At 66.0% G+C, this 15386-nt stretch carries 14 protein-coding genes and 1 pseudogene; 10 read left to right on the forward strand and 5 right to left on the reverse strand.

Features of this window, described 5'->3' with window-relative positions:
- Positions 1-174 precede the first annotated feature (174 nt).
- On the reverse strand, positions 175-771 hold the full coding sequence (locus EET03_RS08365; RefSeq protein WP_075541043.1) for an alpha/beta hydrolase: 597 nt from the start codon (positions 769-771) through the stop codon (positions 175-177).
- Positions 772-1743: 972 nt separating this feature from the next.
- Between EET03_RS08365 and EET03_RS08370 the strand changes: the two genes are divergently transcribed.
- The 4 genes and pseudogenes from EET03_RS08370 (at position 1744) to EET03_RS08385 (ending at position 5923) form a co-directional block, all read left to right on the forward strand.
- Positions 1744-3555, forward strand: a complete 1812-nt coding sequence (locus EET03_RS08370) for an Hsp70 family protein (RefSeq protein WP_075541042.1) — start codon at positions 1744-1746, stop codon at positions 3553-3555.
- 224 nt (positions 3556-3779) lie between these two features.
- Positions 3780-4280: an oxidoreductase gene (locus EET03_RS08375; RefSeq protein ID WP_075541046.1), complete on the forward strand. Its 501-nt coding sequence runs from the start codon at positions 3780-3782 to the stop codon at positions 4278-4280.
- Between the two features lie 23 nt (positions 4281-4303).
- Positions 4304-5568, forward strand: a pseudogene (locus tag EET03_RS08380) (molybdopterin-dependent oxidoreductase).
- A gap of 1 nt (position 5569) precedes the next feature.
- Positions 5570-5923: a hypothetical protein gene (locus tag EET03_RS08385; RefSeq protein WP_075541041.1), complete on the forward strand. Its 354-nt coding sequence runs from the start codon at positions 5570-5572 to the stop codon at positions 5921-5923.
- Between the two features lie 30 nt (positions 5924-5953).
- Here EET03_RS08385 and EET03_RS08390 read toward each other — a convergent pair whose 3' ends face one another.
- The 3 genes from EET03_RS08390 to EET03_RS30155 all read right to left on the reverse strand — a co-directional run bounded on the left by EET03_RS08390 (position 5954) and on the right by EET03_RS30155 (position 8243).
- Positions 5954-6967 carry a hypothetical protein gene (locus EET03_RS08390; RefSeq protein ID WP_244232283.1) on the reverse strand — a complete coding sequence of 338 codons (1014 nt, stop codon included), beginning with the start codon at positions 6965-6967 and terminating at the stop codon, positions 5954-5956.
- A gap of 176 nt (positions 6968-7143) precedes the next feature.
- Entirely contained in the window at positions 7144-7983 is an 840-nt protein-coding gene (locus EET03_RS08395; protein WP_075541040.1) for an SDR family oxidoreductase, read from the reverse strand.
- Between the two features lie 83 nt (positions 7984-8066).
- Positions 8067-8243, reverse strand: a complete 177-nt coding sequence (locus tag EET03_RS30155) for a hypothetical protein (protein ID WP_167470608.1) — start codon at positions 8241-8243, stop codon at positions 8067-8069.
- A gap of 355 nt (positions 8244-8598) precedes the next feature.
- On the opposite strand from EET03_RS30155, the gene EET03_RS08400 reads away from it, so the two are divergent.
- The gene (locus EET03_RS08400; protein WP_208649022.1) at positions 8599-9060 is read left to right on the forward strand and encodes an MPT63 family protein; all 462 of its coding nucleotides are present in this window, start codon (positions 8599-8601) and stop codon (positions 9058-9060) included.
- A gap of 111 nt (positions 9061-9171) precedes the next feature.
- A complete protein-coding gene (locus tag EET03_RS08405; RefSeq protein WP_075541044.1) occupies positions 9172-10107 on the forward strand; it encodes a lysophospholipid acyltransferase family protein in 936 nt (311 codons plus the stop codon).
- A 1-nt stretch (position 10108) separates the two neighbouring features.
- Here EET03_RS08405 and EET03_RS08410 read toward each other — a convergent pair whose 3' ends face one another.
- Positions 10109-10837 carry a winged helix-turn-helix domain-containing protein gene (locus EET03_RS08410; protein WP_075541038.1) on the reverse strand — a complete coding sequence of 243 codons (729 nt, stop codon included), beginning with the start codon at positions 10835-10837 and terminating at the stop codon, positions 10109-10111.
- Between the two features lie 421 nt (positions 10838-11258).
- Between EET03_RS08410 and EET03_RS08415 the strand changes: the two genes are divergently transcribed.
- From EET03_RS08415 to EET03_RS08430, 4 genes are all read left to right on the forward strand, one after another.
- Positions 11259-12758, forward strand: a complete 1500-nt coding sequence (locus EET03_RS08415; RefSeq protein WP_075541037.1) for an FAD-dependent oxidoreductase — start codon at positions 11259-11261, stop codon at positions 12756-12758.
- Positions 12759-12926: 168 nt separating this feature from the next.
- Positions 12927-13733 carry a UMP kinase gene (gene pyrH / locus EET03_RS08420; RefSeq protein WP_075541036.1) on the forward strand — a complete coding sequence of 269 codons (807 nt, stop codon included), beginning with the start codon at positions 12927-12929 and terminating at the stop codon, positions 13731-13733.
- A 30-nt stretch (positions 13734-13763) separates the two neighbouring features.
- A complete protein-coding gene (gene frr / locus EET03_RS08425; protein WP_075541035.1) occupies positions 13764-14321 on the forward strand; it encodes a ribosome recycling factor in 558 nt (185 codons plus the stop codon).
- Positions 14322-14352: 31 nt separating this feature from the next.
- Positions 14353-15240 carry a phosphatidate cytidylyltransferase gene (locus EET03_RS08430; protein WP_063471127.1) on the forward strand — a complete coding sequence of 296 codons (888 nt, stop codon included), beginning with the start codon at positions 14353-14355 and terminating at the stop codon, positions 15238-15240.
- Positions 15241-15386 lie beyond the last annotated feature (146 nt).

The raw sequence follows: 15386 nt of genomic DNA on the forward strand, positions 1-15386 counted from the left end.
AGGCTGATGCACCGCCTCGAACGACGCCCACCAGCCGAAGTCGAGGCCGAGTACTACGCTCAACAACAGATCGGGCAGCACACCGGTCACACGTAACGAGGTGTGCATGAAACCCGGGATGGTTCAGGGGTGAAGCCAAGGTAAGTCGTGGGTGAGGGAAGGCGCCTTGGAGCTTTATGGCAACCCCGTCGGCCGCGAGTCGCTCTGCATAGCAGGCGCCGTCGTCGCGCAGCGGATCATCTTCGGCGACACCGAATACGCCGACGGCAGCCCGACGAAGCTTGCGGCATTCGCCGGCACCGGTGTGGTCGGAAGCGCTCTGGGTTTGTCCAGGTCGATGCCTGGCCGATAGCACGCCCAAAACGCCGCCACCGCCTCGGTGTCCAGCACCGGCATGTGTGCCCTCTCGGTGAACGACGGCAGCGCCAAGTCGGCGGTCACCGATGGGTACCAGAGCAACTGGAACCTCAGCGTAGGTCCGCCGTTGTCGCGGGCGAGCTGGGTCATCACCGCCGCCAGGTTGGCGCCGGCCGAGCCGCCGGCCACAGCGATCCGGCGGGGGTCGCCGCCCAGGGTGCCGGCGTGCTCGCCGACCCACCGCAATGCGGCCCAGCAGTCCTCGACGGCGGCCGGGTAGCGGTGTTCCGGCGCCAAGCGGTAATCCACCGAGACCACGATGGCCTCGGCCTGCAGCGCGTGTGCGCGGCTCGCCGCGTCCTTGATGTCCAGGTCGCCGATCGTCCCGCCGTGGTAGAAGACAACCGTTGGCAACGAAGCATCCTGCTGGGTAGTCGGTTAGGCGCGATGTCCAGGGCGGGCAGCCAATATATTCGGCCCGGGATGTCGCCCAGCGAGCCGCCGCCGATCCGGTGATCTTCGACACGCATCTGCGGCAGCATTTCCTTCGGCGGCATCATGTTCCGCGCCGCTTGCCCGGTCGCTTCGACACCGTCGGCCAGGGTGATCCGGTAGCCGGTGGGTTCCAGCTTGGCCTGGACCGCAGGGTCGATTCAGCAGGCTCCGTTGCGTTCAAATCCACCGCGGGGATCCCTATGCGACTGGTCGTATCCGAAGGTTGCCGCGCCCAATCAAGCAGTCAGTCGAGCAATCGATGTGAAAGAGCAGAGGCCAGGCAACCTGGCCCTCATTTGGACAAGCTTGGGCCCACCGGGGAGGAGCTCGACATCCTCCCCGGCGGGAGTCGGGACCGCGACGACGGCGGCCGCGCTACGCGGTTCGCGCGGTACCGCGTCATCTGCGAAGTGAGCCGCCGGCCGGCCAGGGTCAGTGCTCGACCGGCTCGAAGTCGCCGCCCAGGCGAGCCTACTGAAGCGACCATGGATCGCAGGGGCAAATCGCCGCCGAACGTGAAATGGCGCACGCATCGGCAGCTTGCGGCAGGCCGGCCCCCGAATTCGGTCCCGGCCGAGCCAGGCGACCCGAACGTCTTGACAGCGCGAGTCGGCCCAGCCATAATTGTCACCCCTGCCGGCAGTCTCCAATCGAATGACCAAAATCCGTTTCATTCGGTCGTCGGTGCGGTACCCCCTACGCGGTGAACCAAACACCGGTTGGCGACTAGCGCGTCCCTTCCTCCGTTGGCTCGCGAAGCATTCGGCCGCCTGGCCATGGTGTCCATCGACGACGCGGTGACGCAGATTGCGGCGACGGGCGCTCGTGCCGCAGGTGGCAACAGTGGGGAGGGGTCGGCCGGTGGTCCCAACAGAAAGGATCTAGGGGGAGATGACCGACCCGCTCGGCTTGTCGGTCGGGGTGGCAAACCTCGTCGCCGCGCGAACGGGCAGCGCCCCGGTGACCCGCAGCTCGGTGCTGACACTGTTCAACCAACGCGCACCCGAGGTGGGAACGCCGGAGGAAAACCCCAATGTGGCCGGGCCCGGACTTGCGCTGAGCGGATTCGTCGAGCGGGTCGGAGACCCGGACCCGTTGATAGCGGCCGACGGATCGGCCCACTCCGGCGCGGCCCTTACTGCCGGAGCGCTCGATGCGATGGCAGGCACCGTCGGTTACGGGGCGCCGGTTGCCATCGCGGTTCCCGCGCATTGGGGCGAGCGTCAGGTCGGCGCGCTGCGCGAGGCGTTGCGGGGCCATCCTGATTTGGCGCCAGGCGCGGTGCAACCGGCCTTCATCGGCGACGCCACCGCCGCGCTGGCGGCGCTGTACGCCAAACCGGGGTTCCCCACCGACGGCATCGTGGTGCTGTGCGACTTCGGCGCCGGCGGAAGCAGCGTCACCTTGACCGATGCGGCGTCGAACTTTCGCCAAATCGCCACGACCCAGCGGTACACCGACTTCTCGGGAAACCAGCTTGACCAGATGATCTTGCGGCATCTGGCAGTGGAGGCTCGCGACGCCGACGCCGACGCCGACGGGACCGCACCGCTGGCGCCGCTGAGCCGACGGCTGGCCCAGTGCCGAAGTGCCAAGGAACAACTGTCGGCCGCGACGGTCGCGGTCATCCCGGCTGAGCTTCCCGGTATCGGCGAGGATGTCCGCCTGACCCGCGCCGAGTTCGAGGACCTTATCTGTGGCCCGCTGCAACGATTCATCTCTTGCGTCGAGGAAGTGTTGCAGCGCAACCAGATTCCAAAGGGCAGGCTGGCCGCCGTCGCGACGGTCGGTGGCGGCGCCAGCATCCCGTTGATCACCAGTCGGCTCTCGGAGCGGCTGCAGGTGCCGATTGTCACCACCTCGCAACCCAGGTTGAACGCGGCCATCGGCGCCGCCGTCCTGGCCCAGATGAGGTCTTCCGCCGTTGGGGCGCCCCCTCAGGGCGCGGTTGGCAACGCGGCGGTCGGGACGCCCGCCGCCGGAACGGAAGGCGAAGCCGCGGCGCTCGCCCCTACGGAGGTGGTTCCGTCGGCATGGGCCGTCGGGGCAAGCCGCGCCGCCGCGGGCGAAGCGTCCGTCGACGGCGACCAATCGGCGACGTACCGCGCGCTGGCCTGGTCGCAGGAAGCCGCTGCGGGCGACCCCGCGATAACCGGCGTCGACTACGGCGATGCGGGTGCCGGCGTGACAGCCGACACTGAACGGCCCGACGCCCGTTCCGACCATGCGTCCCAACGCACGCATTGGTACGGGCGATCGTCGGTGCTCATCAGCGTGACCGGTGCGGCGGCCGTTGCACTGGTGATAGCCGCTGTCCTGGCCGTTAAGTTCGGTGCCGCCAAGAGCAAACCTGTCAACAACACCAGGGTCATCACGCCGCCCGTCGAGTCCTCCCAGCTGGTGCCGGTACCTCCACCGGCCTCGAACACGGCCTCGAGCACGCCCACTGTCACTCCGTCGACTATCGAATCGACCGAGTCGGTGACGACGCCGCCGGCAACCACCGTGGCGACGACACAGCCGCCGGTGACGACGACCCACCCGGCGACCACATATCCCACCACCCCGGCCTACCCGACGACCACCAATCCTTCCAACCCATATTCGACGACCCCATACCCACCCGCGAGCAAGAGCCTGGCACCGGCCCCACCGCCGATAACGACGACACTGGTACCCGTCAGACCGCCATTGAATCCCTGACCCATGCGTCAGACGGGTGCGGCTCGAGGTCGATGAACCGAATTGCCCACCAATGAGATTCGATTCCCGCCTGCGCCCAGCGCATAGGCCGGACGACGGCGCAGTTGCCGAAGCCTTCGTCTTCAGACAACGACCGGCGTGGATCCGCTGGGGCTCCCGCCCGGTCGGCTGCCATGCCGGAGAACCACCGGTTTGCGGCCCGATTCGGGGGGTACTTAGCAGCGGTGGCTGGTCTGCTCGGGCGACTGCGGCTCAAGGCGTGGCAGCGACTGTGTTCTTCGCCGGTGCTGACGCTGAACGGCTACGTCGCATTCGATCTGCCGCGGACGGTGACCGGGTTAGCCGGATCGCTGCTGATCGGCCTGGTAGGGGTGCACGTCTACCTGCTGGGCACCCAGCCGCGCTTGCCGCTGTGCTTCGTGATCTACGCCGCGGTGCTGATCGCCGGCTGCCTGATCGCGGCCGCTGCCATGGCGTTGGCGCTCAAACCGGATGTGCCGCAAGCTGGTTGGTATTTCGGCAGCTTCATCTGCGGGGTCGTCCTACTTATCTATCTTGGTAGCCGGTTCGCCAGTCTGCCCGGGCTGGTTGCGCTGACCGGCCGCTGGGACCTGGCGCCCGGGACGCTTGCGGCGGCGTTAGCCGCGGGCTTCGTCGCCGTCCATGCGACGGTCCTGTCGGGGATCAACGTGGCTTATCCGCAGCGGCAGAACTGGCACGACTGAATCGGTCAGGGATGACGCAGACTATGACCGTCCTCGACTTCCCGGCGTGGCTGCGGATCGAGCATTGGCTCAACGTGTTGTTCCTGACCTTGGTGATCCGCAGCGGCATCGAGATCCTGTCCACTCACCCCAAGTTGTACTGGCACGACGACAGCAAGCCGGGCACCGAGTGGGCGCGCTTCACCCCCAAGGAGATGCCGATCAACAAGTTGTACGACACCCTCGACGAAGAGGAGTACTACAGCTCACTTTTCGCGTTGCCCGGCCACAAAAAGTTGGGCATGGGCCGTCATTGGCACTTCTTCTCGGTCATCGGGTGGATCCTCGTCGGACTGTCGTACTACATCCTGCTGTTCACCACCGGCCAGTGGCACCGGTACTGGCCGTATTCGTGGTCGATCTTCCGTGAGGCGTACAACGACATCGTCACCTACCTGAGCTTCAACCTGCCGCCGCTGTTACCCGGCGGACCCGACGACGCCATCCAGAAGCTGACCTATGCCGCCGTCATCTTCTTTTTGGCGCCGTTTCAGATCCTGACCGCATCATCGCGGCCATCGTCGCGGTCCACGTCGCGGCGACGGTGTGGAGTCTGCGCCGGTCCGTTCAGGTCCGTCACGTCCTTGGCGCCGTCGTCACCGGAGCCCGCAAAACCTTGCTGCGGCCGTTGAATTCGCGGCAGCACTACCCGCAGCGAATGATCTCCAAGGAACACCGGGTCAACGGCAAACCGCCGGCGAGCACCGAATACAAGGTGATGGCGGTGCACAACTTCGTCGACTGGCGATTGCGGGTCGGCGGCTTGGTGGAGCACCCCGTCACCCTGGATCTGGACGGGCTGCGGGCGCTGGCCGACCGGCATTCGCAGCGGGTTATGCACAACTGTGTCCAGGGCTGGACGAACATCGGCGAGTGGAGCGGGCTGCCGCTGGCTTCGCTCGCCGACCATGTGCGGCCGCTGCCGCAGGCGAAATACATCTGCTTTCTGACCATGCAGGACAACGGCCGCGACGAGCCCAGTGCAGAGGGGGTGGGGCAGTTCTACGAGGTGATGGACCTCGAGCTGGCGTACAAGCCGCAGACGCTGCTGGCCTACGAGATGAACGGGAAGCCGCTGCCCATCAAGCACGGAGCGCCGTTGCGGCTGCGGGTGGAGACGCAGGTGGGCTTCAAAATGGCGAAGTGGATCAACCAGATCGAGTTCATCGACGACTACTCCGGCATCGGTCACGGCCTGGGCGGTTGGCGCGAGGACAACGTCCATTACGACAAGGATGTGGAGATCTGACATGACCGACATGGCGGTACGGCCGGAGCTGATCAGCCTGAAAAGCGCCGAGCGACAACAAGTGTCAGAGCTGGTGACGGTCAAAGGCGGGCACTGTGAGGCATGCGGCGGCAAGGATTTCGAGGTCGGGCATGCGCTGCATCTGGGCTTCCTGTTCCTCAATGAAGATGACGACGCCTTCATGGTGGCGTTGACGTGTCGCAACCCTGACTGCCCCACGCCGCGGACCGGAATTGTATTGGCGGCCAAGGAATTCCTGACCGACTACCAGGGCGTTTCGGACATCGGCGCCATCGCCAGCCACGCCCGGGCGGCACAGGCTAGCGCCACCTGGGGTGCCTCGGGGTGTCGGTGAACCGGGGCCGGGCCAGATCGAACCTCTCGATCAGATCCGACACCGAGCGCAGTTCGTCACACACCGATTGGAACCGCTGACCAGATACTGCTGACCGCGCAGGGTGAGATACACCCGCTTCGGCCCGATCGCCATCCCGGAAAGTGGCGCGGAAGAGGCCGGACCCGGCAGACCCGCCCGGTAGTCGATTCTGCGGAGCACCGGGATGATCCCGTCCGAGTAGCCGGTAAAGCTCTCCGTTTCCAGCACCACCACGTCGCGGTCGGTGGCGGCGTAGATGCGGGTTTCGTCGGTGCCCAGGTAGCGAATCGGCGCCGAGAGTTGTGCGCAGCCAAGCACTTCCATGCCGTGCCCGTCGCGCCGCGAATCGACCGCGTACAGCACGCTGTCGGTGCGCCCGGCGACGTAGCTGCGCGTCACGGCGGTGCCGTCTCCTGCCGACACGGCCACATCCATGTGCAACGAGGCGCGTTCTTCCGGAGGGGACGACGGCCCTTTGTAGTAGCGGATTCCGGACGGTCCGTAGAGGTGGTACTCGATCTGGCGTCCGCGGTTGGCGCCGTCGATGCTGTCTGCTGGCTCTGCGGAGATGTCGGCGGCGGGCAGTTTTCGAAAGCCGTACTGATCCACCGGCGTCACCGACGACCCGTCCGCCGACAACGCCAGCAACACTCGCATTCCGGCATCTTCGGTGAGATAAGCCGGCGCGGGCCCGGCGTCGAACTCGTCCACGCGTTGCAGGCTGTCGATGTCGACGACGGCCACCCGGCCACGCTGCGGCTGCGGCACGAAGACGAGTCGATCGTCCTTCTGGCTGATCTGCAGGTTGCGCCCGACGTCCATCGGTTCCGAGAGGCGTGTGTCGGCGGTCGGGGAACCGGTGACCGTGATCTTGGCGAGCCGGTGATCGTCGGTGAGCCCCAGCAGCGAGCGGTCGCGATACGACCAGACGGGATCACGCACCGGGGCGCCGATCGCGGTCAGCTCCACCGCCGGCGCGCTTTCCAGCGTGGCCCCGGGAGCCAAACACCCGGCCGCTGCCATGAGCCCGGCGGCTACTGCGCCAGATGCGCCAGACCAGCGCCACCGGCACTGGTGAGAAGTACCGATGGCCACGATCGCTCGCCGTCCTTTCACCACCGCCCCAAGGGCAGTACCCCCGCAACCGTCCGGCTACACGTGTCGCTTCGGGGCACGATCGACGGCTCCGGTGAAACCCGTTACAGAATCGGCCGGCCTCCGGTGACGGCTACCCGGGCGCCGGAAATGTAACTCGCGTCATCGGATGCCAGCAGGACGTAGATCGGCGCCAGTTCGGCGGGTTGGCCGGCGCGTCCCAGCGGCACGTTGTCCCCGAAGGACTGCACGCTGTCGGCGGGCATCGTGGCCGGGATCAGCGGTGTCCATATCGGACCGGGCGCAACGCTGTTGACGCGAATCCCTTTGTCGCCGAGCAGTTGAGCGAGGCTTGCCGAGAAATTGGCGATGGCCGCCTTGGTTGCGGCGTAGGGCGCCAGTGTGGGGTTGGGCGTATCGGAGTTGACCGAGGAACTGCCGATGATCGAGGATCCGGAGCCCATGTACGGCAACGCCGCCTTGGCGAGATGAAAGTATGCGCCGACATTGAGCCGAAAGGTGTAGTCCCACTCCTCGTCGCTGATCTCGTCGAGGCTTTCGTGCATCATCTGATACGCGGCATTGTTGACCAGGATGTCGAGACCGCCGAATTCCTGGACGGCGCGGTCGATCACCGCGCGGCAGTGCGCCGGATCGGCGAGGTCCCCCGGTACCAGGACGCAGCGTCGGCCGGCGTCTTCGACATAACGTGCGACGTCGCGCGCGTCGTCGTGCTCGTTGAGGTAGGAGATGAGCACATCGGCGCCTTCTCGCGCATACGCGATCGCCACCGCACGGCCGATGCCGCTGTCCCCGCCGGTAATGACCGCGCGCTTACCGGTGAGTTTTCCCGAACCGCGATAGCCGTTCTCGCCGCAATCAGGAACAGGATTCATCCGGGCCTGCACTCCGGGCACGCTTTGTTGCTGTGCCGCAAAGCTCATGGCAACTTCCTTTCCGGTAATTCATGCGGACCAATTGTCAAGCGCCGCAAATGTTCAACTGACAAGTTCGCAGGTGCATCAGTTCAGGATTTCCGGCTTGCCGGGCCGGCTGTGGGCACGTCGGGATCGTCGTCGGCCGGTGGCTCCGGATCGCGCCATTCTTCGCTCCTGCTGGATCGATTTCCCTGCAGGGTGCCGCTCAATTCATGCTTGAGCTCATCGTCGTCGCGCGGGCTGTGCTTGGCGCTCCCACGTTCCATAGCAGGCTCCCCCCTTTCGTGAACGGCCTTAGCCCCGGCTGCAGACGGGCTACCCGTGGCCACCGCGAGCTAATCAACCATTTCGTCTTCCGGCGGAATGCGGTCGGTGCAGTGGCACCTGATACCGCTGTGAATGGATGCTAATGAGTGTTGCCAATGATGTTGTCGGGCAAAAGGAAACCCGATGGTCCGTGCAGGTAGACCCGCCGCTCAGGGCAACTTGTGAGATGACCGGGTTTGGGCCCCCGACGGCGGGGTTATTCGTTGGGGGTGGTTAGGGCCCCGAATAAGGGAACAACTTGCTTTGAACGACACGAACGAGAGGGGGATAAGCGTGAAGTTCACAACGACGGCAATGAAGACCGGTATCGGTGCCGCGGCGATCGCGGCGGCGGGTGTCTTCGGCACGGTATCGGCGGCTGCGGCGCCTCCGACCATTCAAGGCTTCGGAACGGCTGAACAACTGGTAGACGGGCCGATGGTGACCTCCTATACGGTGGCCAATCTGCAGCCGAGCAACATGACCATTCCGGGTTACACCCTGCGCGGACGGCTCTACCAGGCCGAGGTCACCGCCAAATCCGTCAGCGGAGTCGTGACCCCGGTGGTCTCTGACTTCAACGCCCGCACGGCCAGCGGTCAGACCTACCGGGTGATCGACACGGTGCCGGTTCCCAACGGGCTGAATCCGGCGCCGATCAATCAGGGTGACCAACGCAGCGGATTGGTCTACTTCGACGTGACCGGCCAGCCGCCCAACGGCGTGGTCTACAACGACGGAGTGCAAGACGTTCTCATCTGGACCAGCAACGTCTAACCGCTGCTTGTCATCGACCTCCCCGCGTCAATGTCGACGCGGGGAGGTCTCGTGTACCAATCGAATTGGCCGGCTTGCATCGCCGCCGACTCAACCGGGTACCCCGTCGGCATGAGTGCTAGCGATCTCAGGCCCGAAGAAGTTCGCCAACAGGCGAAGCGTCATGCCGATCAGGCGCGGGCGACAATGGGGAACAAGCGGGACAAGCAGGACGGCGGTCTCAGCGGCTGGGTAGCCAAACGGGCCGGCGAATGGGATCTCGACGGCCAGGACGAGACCACTATGCACCGCCACAAATTTGTGTGGAATTTGCTTGTCGACTACTGGTTTCGGATGGAGATTGACGGTTGGGAGAACATTCCCGAGCCGCCGGTGCTGCTGGTCGGCATTCACTCGGGGGCTCCGTTCGTCTGGGACGCGTGGACCGTTGGTCTGCAATGGTGGCGAACGTTCGGACCGGAGCGCCCGTTGCACGGCACCGCTCACGACGCGCTGATGGCGATTCCGGGAATCGGGCGATATTTCCGGTCGATGGGGGTTCTTCCCGCGGCCCCGGACGCGATCGCGACGGCATTGGCCGGGGGGCGTGACGTGGCGTTGTGGCCCGGCGGTGAGGTGGATTCGCTGCGCCCCTGGACCGAGCGTGACCGGGCCAACCTCGCCGGGCGGAAAGGCTTCGTGAAGATGGCGATTCGGGCCGGGGTGCCGATCGTGCCGATCGCGACGGTCGGCGGCGCCGACGCCATGCCGGTGCTGATTCGCGGCGACCGCCTATCCCGGGCCTTACAGCTCGATCGCCTGTTGCGGCTGAAGGTGTTTCCGCTGGCGATCTCACTGCCGTGGGGCATTGCGCCGGCGGCGCTTCCGCAGCTGCCATTGCCCGCCAAGATCCGGACCCGGTTCATGCCCGCGGTCGAACTGGACCACGACCCTGCCCGCGCCGACGACGACGCCTATGTCGACAGCAAGTACGGCGAAGTCGAGGACACCATTCAGCGCGGCATGGACGCCCTGACACGTAAGCGCGCCCTGCCGCTGTTCGGCTGAACTACTGTGCGACGGAGTCCCGGGCCGCTGTAGACACGGGACTTACCTCCGGCTCGCGGACAATCCACCTGGGCTGTGGTGGCGTCGCCGCCCGATAGCCCACGCTGCGGACGGTTTCCACCAGCGCTGCGTACTCGGCTCCGAGCTTGGCGCGCAGTCGTCGGACGTGGACGTCTACGGTACGGACCTGCCCGGTGCAGTCGTATCCCCACACTTCATGCATCAGCCGGGTCCGGGTGAACGCCCGCCCGGCGTGCTGCACGAGAAAAGCAAGCAACCTGAATTCGGTGGCGGTCAGGCCCAGGTCTTTGCCGCCCAGCGACGCCGCATAGCTGTCGGGGTGCAGCACCAGGTCGCCGAATTCGAGGGTGCCCTCCAGCGCGTTGCGCCGGCGGGTGATCGCCAGCCGCAACCGTGCCCGCAGCTCGGCCGCATCGGCCGCCTCCAGCAGCACATCGTCGAAATGCCAGTCGACGTCAACCTCGATGAAATCGGCTAGCGCGACAACGGCGACCACCGCAAGTGCGGGTGCGCCCGCCGTCAGTCGCCGGCATGCCCGGCGAGCCGCGGCCAGGTCGGTGCGCGCATCGATCATCGCGACGTCAGCGCCGTCGAGCTGCCATGCGTGGTGGTCGTCCAGCGGGGCACGCCGCACCGAGCGCGCGAACGATTCCAATCTCGGCAATGCCGAGGGGAAGTCGGCTTCGTTGCTGATCAGCAGAATTTCCAACAGACGTCTCCCAACCCCTTCGCGCGGGTCCCGCCACCCCCTATCCGTAGGCACCTCCCGGGGAGATGTCTTACAGCGAAGCCCTGAATACCCGCTGGGAAGAAAATTATTCAAATTTATTTCCGGGCTGTCAGCGCCACCGGCTCGGTTGAGATTCGGCGCAATCGATGAACCCGGCCCGTATCCCGGGCCGGGTCCACCCTTCCCTCGAGCTATGGACCCTCAAGCTACGGGTCGGCCTGCCGGCGCTGCGCGGCTGCGTTTCGATCCGCGCGCCGAATTCCCCGCCGCACCGGCTGCTCAAACATCGACAATCGGGGTGCCGGCCGGGCCCGACGACGGAAACTGCCGCGGCTGTGTGCTGCAGCGGTGTTATCACCGACACCGTTTGGGTTTGCTCGCAGCGGGCAATTAGGCACCAATGACATCGCTATGGCTGGCCGGCCACAATCGGCTGCGGGAGCAATCCGATCGGCTGAAAGGCCAGTTGACATCTGCCGACGTGGTGGTCGCCGGCGCCGGTATCACCGGACTGGTCAGCGCGGTGCTGTTGGCCCGGGCCGGCAAGGAGGTGCTGGTGCTGGAAGCCCGCACCGCGGGCGCGGTGACCACCGGCAACACCACCGGAAAGCTCAGCCTGCTGCAGGGAACCACGCTGTCGAAGATCGTCGCTCGCCACGGCGACGGGCTCGCAGCCGACTACGTGCGGGGCAATCGGGAGGGTCAGGACTGGCTGTTGCGCCACTGTGCCGCCAACCAGCTGCCGCTACAGCGCGAAGACGACTACACCTACGCCCAAAACCCGGGCGAGGTTGCGTCGGCGCGAGCCGTGCTGGCCGCCTGTCACCGGGCGGGAGTCGGCGCGCAGTGGGCCGACGAGGCCGATGCGCCGTTTCCGTACCACGGTGGAGTGCGGTTGGCCGATCAAGCCCAGATCGACCCGATGCCGTTGCTGGACAGCTTCATCCGGGAGCTGATCGACCGTGGCGGTCTTCTTGTGGAAGGCGCCCGGGTGCGGAAGCTGTCGCACCATCGGGGCCGTGTCCGGTTGGCGGTGCGTACCGCTGACGGCGACGCCGACGTCGATGCGGGACACTGCATCCTGGCCACCGGCATGCCCGTCTTCGACCGCGGCGGATTCTTCGCCCGGCTCAAACCCAGCAGGTCCTACTGCACCGCTTTCGACGTCCCGAGCCCCATCACCCGGTCGATGTTCATCTCGGCGGGCTCGCCGACCAGATCCGTGCGCTATGCCCCGTTCGGCGAGGGTGAGCGGCTCATCGTGGCCGGAGCCAGCCATGTCGTCGGGCGGAAGAGTCCGACGGCCGAACTCGACGAGCTGACGTCATGGGCACAACGCCACTACCCGGGCGCGGTGGCGACTCATCGCTGGTCGGCTCAGGACTACACGCCCGTCGACCAACTTCCCTATGTCGGCCCCATCCTGCCCGGTGATGAAAAGGTGCTCGTTGCCTCCGGCTTCAATAAGTGGGGACTGACCAACGGAGTGGCCGCGGCGTTGCTGCTCAGCTCGCGCATTCTCGGCGGACGGCTGGACTGGGCGCGTGCGTTCGCGGCCTGGAGTCCACATGAATTGAGCGGGGTCACCACGGCTCTCACCGCCAACCTCGAGGTCGCCTACCACCTGGCCAAAGGCTGGCTGGCGCCGGCCCTCCGGCGATCCCATGCCGTCGACGGCAACGCTGGCGTGGTCACCGGGCCGCCGTGGCACCTGCAGGCGAGGTGTTCGGTGGACGGCGTCGAGCATCGGGTTTCGCCGGTGTGCCCACACCTCGGCGGGATCGTGAACTGGAACGAGGCCACCCAAGCCTGGGAATGCCCGTTGCACGGATCGCGGTTTGCGCCGGACGGCGCGCTACTGGAAGGACCCGCCATCCGGGGCCTGAACGCCTCGTCTTAGGCCCGTCGAGGCTTAGGCCGCGCGTCAGTCACGGAGGTTCGGGCTCCGGCGCCGGCGGCTGTCCGCGGGCCAGCTGAACCCCGGCTACCCCGCGGCACCGTGATGAGGCAGGATGTCAGATGCCGTCCCGCGTGGTCGCCGGGATGGCGCTGTCATGCGAGGAGTCTTATGGCGGAGTCCCCGGAAACTGACGTCGCCGGCTCGACGGCTCCCCGGTCGGAGGCGACAACCACCAACGGCGTACCGGCTTCGGCAGCTCCGCACCCACCGTCGAGGTATAAGCGGGTGTTGCTCAAGCTCGGCGGCGAAATGTTCGGCGGCGGCCAGGTGGGACTGGATCCCGACGTGGTGGCCCAAGTCGCCCGTCAGATCGCCGAGGTGGTGCGCGGCGGGGTGCAGGTCGCCGTCGTGATCGGTGGCGGCAACTTCTTCCGCGGCGCGCAGTTGCAGCAGCGCGGTATGGAACGCACCCGTTCGGACTACATGGGCATGCTCGGTACCGTCATGAACAGCCTTGCGTTGCAAGACTTTCTGGAGAAGGAAGGCATTGTCACCCGAGTCCAGACGGCGATCACCATGGGCCAGGTGGCCGAGCCCTATCTGCCGTTGCGGGCGGTGCGTCACCTGGAGAAGGGGCGGGTGGTGATCTTCGGCGCCGGCATGGGGCTGCCCTACTTCTCCACCGACACCACGGCAGCGCAGCGGGCGCTGGAGATCGGCGCGGACGTGGTCTTGATGGCCAAGGCGGTCGACGGTGTGTTCGCCGAGGATCCACGCGAGAATCCTGCGGCCGAACTACTGACCGTGATCAGTCACCGGGAGGTGATCGACCGGGGGCTGCGAGTTGCCGATACCACCGCATTCAGCTTGTGTATGGACAATGGCATGCCGATTCTGGTGTTCAACTTGCTGGTCGATGGGAATATTGCCCGTGCGGTCGCTGGTGAGAAGATCGGAACGCTGGTCACCACCTGAACGCTGGTCACCACCTAAGGGGAAGACGCGATGATCGATGATGCTCTCTTCGATGCCGAAGAGAAGATGGAGAAGGCCGTATCGGTGGCCCGTGACGACCTGTCAACCATCCGGACCGGGCGCGCCAACCCGGGTATGTTCTCCCGGATCGTCATCGACTATTACGGCACCAACACCCCGATCACCCAGCTGGCCAGCATCAACGTTCCCGAGGCCCGGCTGGTCGTCATCAAGCCGTATGAAGCCAACCAGCTGCACGCCATCGAGACCGCGATTCGCAACTCCGACCTCGGAGTCAACCCCACCAACGACGGCACCCTGATCCGCGTGGCGATACCGCAGCTCACCGAGGAGCGCCGGCGGGAGCTGGTCAAGCAGGCCAAGCACAAAGGCGAGGAAGCCCGGGTCTCGGTACGCAACATCCGTCGCAAAGCGATGGAAGAACTGCACCGCATCCGCAAGGACGGCGAGGCCGGCGAGGACGAGGTCGGCCGCGCGGAAAAGGACCTCGACAAGACCACCCACCACTACGTCGCCCAGATCGATGAACTGGTCAAGCACAAAGAAGGCGAGCTGCTGGTGGTCTAGGACCGCTCAGCAGCCAAGTCCCTACAGATCCGTGGCAGCCACCGATGCCAGCACCGGCACCCCGGCCGACGGCCCGCCGCAGGGGCCGAAGAAGACCTCCCGGGCCGGACGCGACCTGCCCGCGGCCATCGCGGTGGGCTCGGCTATCGGCGCGGTCCTCGTGGCGACGCTGCTGCTCGCTCCACGCGGCTGGGTCGCAATCTGCGCGCTGGCCATGGCCGTCGCCAGCCATGAGGTGGTGCGGCGACTACGTGAAGCCGGGTATCTGATCCCGGTGATCCCGTTGCTGGTCGGCGGGCAGGTGACAATCTGGCTGAGCTGGCCCTACGGCGCTCGAGGCGTGCTGGCGGGCTTCGGCGCCATGGTCGTGGTCTGCATGATTTGGCGGCTGTTCATGCAGGACAAGCGGACTGGTGTGGCAGCGTCGCCGGGGAATTACTTGCGCGACAGCTCGGCCACCATTTTCCTGGCCGCGTGGGTCGTGCTGTTCGGTTCCTTCGCTGCGCTGCTGGTCTACCGCGGCGCCGGGTGGGTGTTCTGCATGATGATCGCAGTCATCGCCTCCGACGTCGGTGGTTATGCGGTGGGGGTGCTGTTCGGCAAGCATCCGATGGTTCCGGCGATCAGCCCGAAAAAGTCCTGGGAGGGATTCGCCGGTTCGTTGGTCTGCGGCATCACCGCGACAACCATCACCGCGACCTATCTGGCCGGCAAGACTCCGTGGGCGGGGGCGCTGCTGGGCGTACTTTTCGTGCTCACCACCACCCTGGGCGACCTGGTCGAGTCGCAGGTGAAGCGCGACCTCGGGATCAAGGACATGGGGCGTCTGCTGCCCGGCCACGGCGGCCTGATGGACCGGCTCGACGGTGTCCTCCCGTCCGCGGTGGCGGCCTGGATAGTGCTGACGCTGCTGCCCTAACCTGCCCTAGCCCCAATGCCGGGTAGTTAAGGAAGCGGCTGTTGGGTCAAGTGTGACACGCGGGGCATGTGAGGCTATTGCGGTGATATAGGGGCAGCTCCTGGTAGAAGAACGATCGCCAAGATCAAAACCTTCTACCGAGGAGC

This window comes from Mycobacterium innocens (genome assembly GCF_900566055.1).
GTDB lineage: Bacteria > Actinomycetota > Actinomycetes > Mycobacteriales > Mycobacteriaceae > Mycobacterium > Mycobacterium innocens.

What these genes read in the sequence shown, in the direction of transcription:
- EET03_RS08370 (WP_075541042.1), top strand. Translation starts at nt 1,744, where the DNA reads ATGACCGACCCGCTCGGCTTGTCGGTCGGGGTGGCAAACCTCGTCGCC.
- EET03_RS08385 (WP_075541041.1), top strand. Translation starts at nt 5,570, where the DNA reads ATGACCGACATGGCGGTACGGCCGGAGCTGATCAGCCTGAAAAGCGCC.
- EET03_RS08390 (WP_244232283.1), bottom strand. Translation starts at nt 6,967, where the DNA reads ATGGCAGCGGCCGGGTGTTTGGCTCCCGGGGCCACGCTGGAAAGCGCG.
- EET03_RS08395 (WP_075541040.1), bottom strand. Translation starts at nt 7,983, where the DNA reads ATGAGCTTTGCGGCACAGCAACAAAGCGTGCCCGGAGTGCAGGCCCGG.
- EET03_RS30155 (WP_167470608.1), bottom strand. Translation starts at nt 8,243, where the DNA reads ATGGAACGTGGGAGCGCCAAGCACAGCCCGCGCGACGACGATGAGCTC.
- EET03_RS08400 (WP_208649022.1), top strand. Translation starts at nt 8,599, where the DNA reads ATGAAGACCGGTATCGGTGCCGCGGCGATCGCGGCGGCGGGTGTCTTC.
- EET03_RS08405 (WP_075541044.1), top strand. Translation starts at nt 9,172, where the DNA reads ATGAGTGCTAGCGATCTCAGGCCCGAAGAAGTTCGCCAACAGGCGAAG.
- EET03_RS08415 (WP_075541037.1), top strand. Translation starts at nt 11,259, where the DNA reads ATGACATCGCTATGGCTGGCCGGCCACAATCGGCTGCGGGAGCAATCC.
- pyrH (WP_075541036.1), top strand. Translation starts at nt 12,927, where the DNA reads ATGGCGGAGTCCCCGGAAACTGACGTCGCCGGCTCGACGGCTCCCCGG.
- frr (WP_075541035.1), top strand. Translation starts at nt 13,764, where the DNA reads ATGATCGATGATGCTCTCTTCGATGCCGAAGAGAAGATGGAGAAGGCC.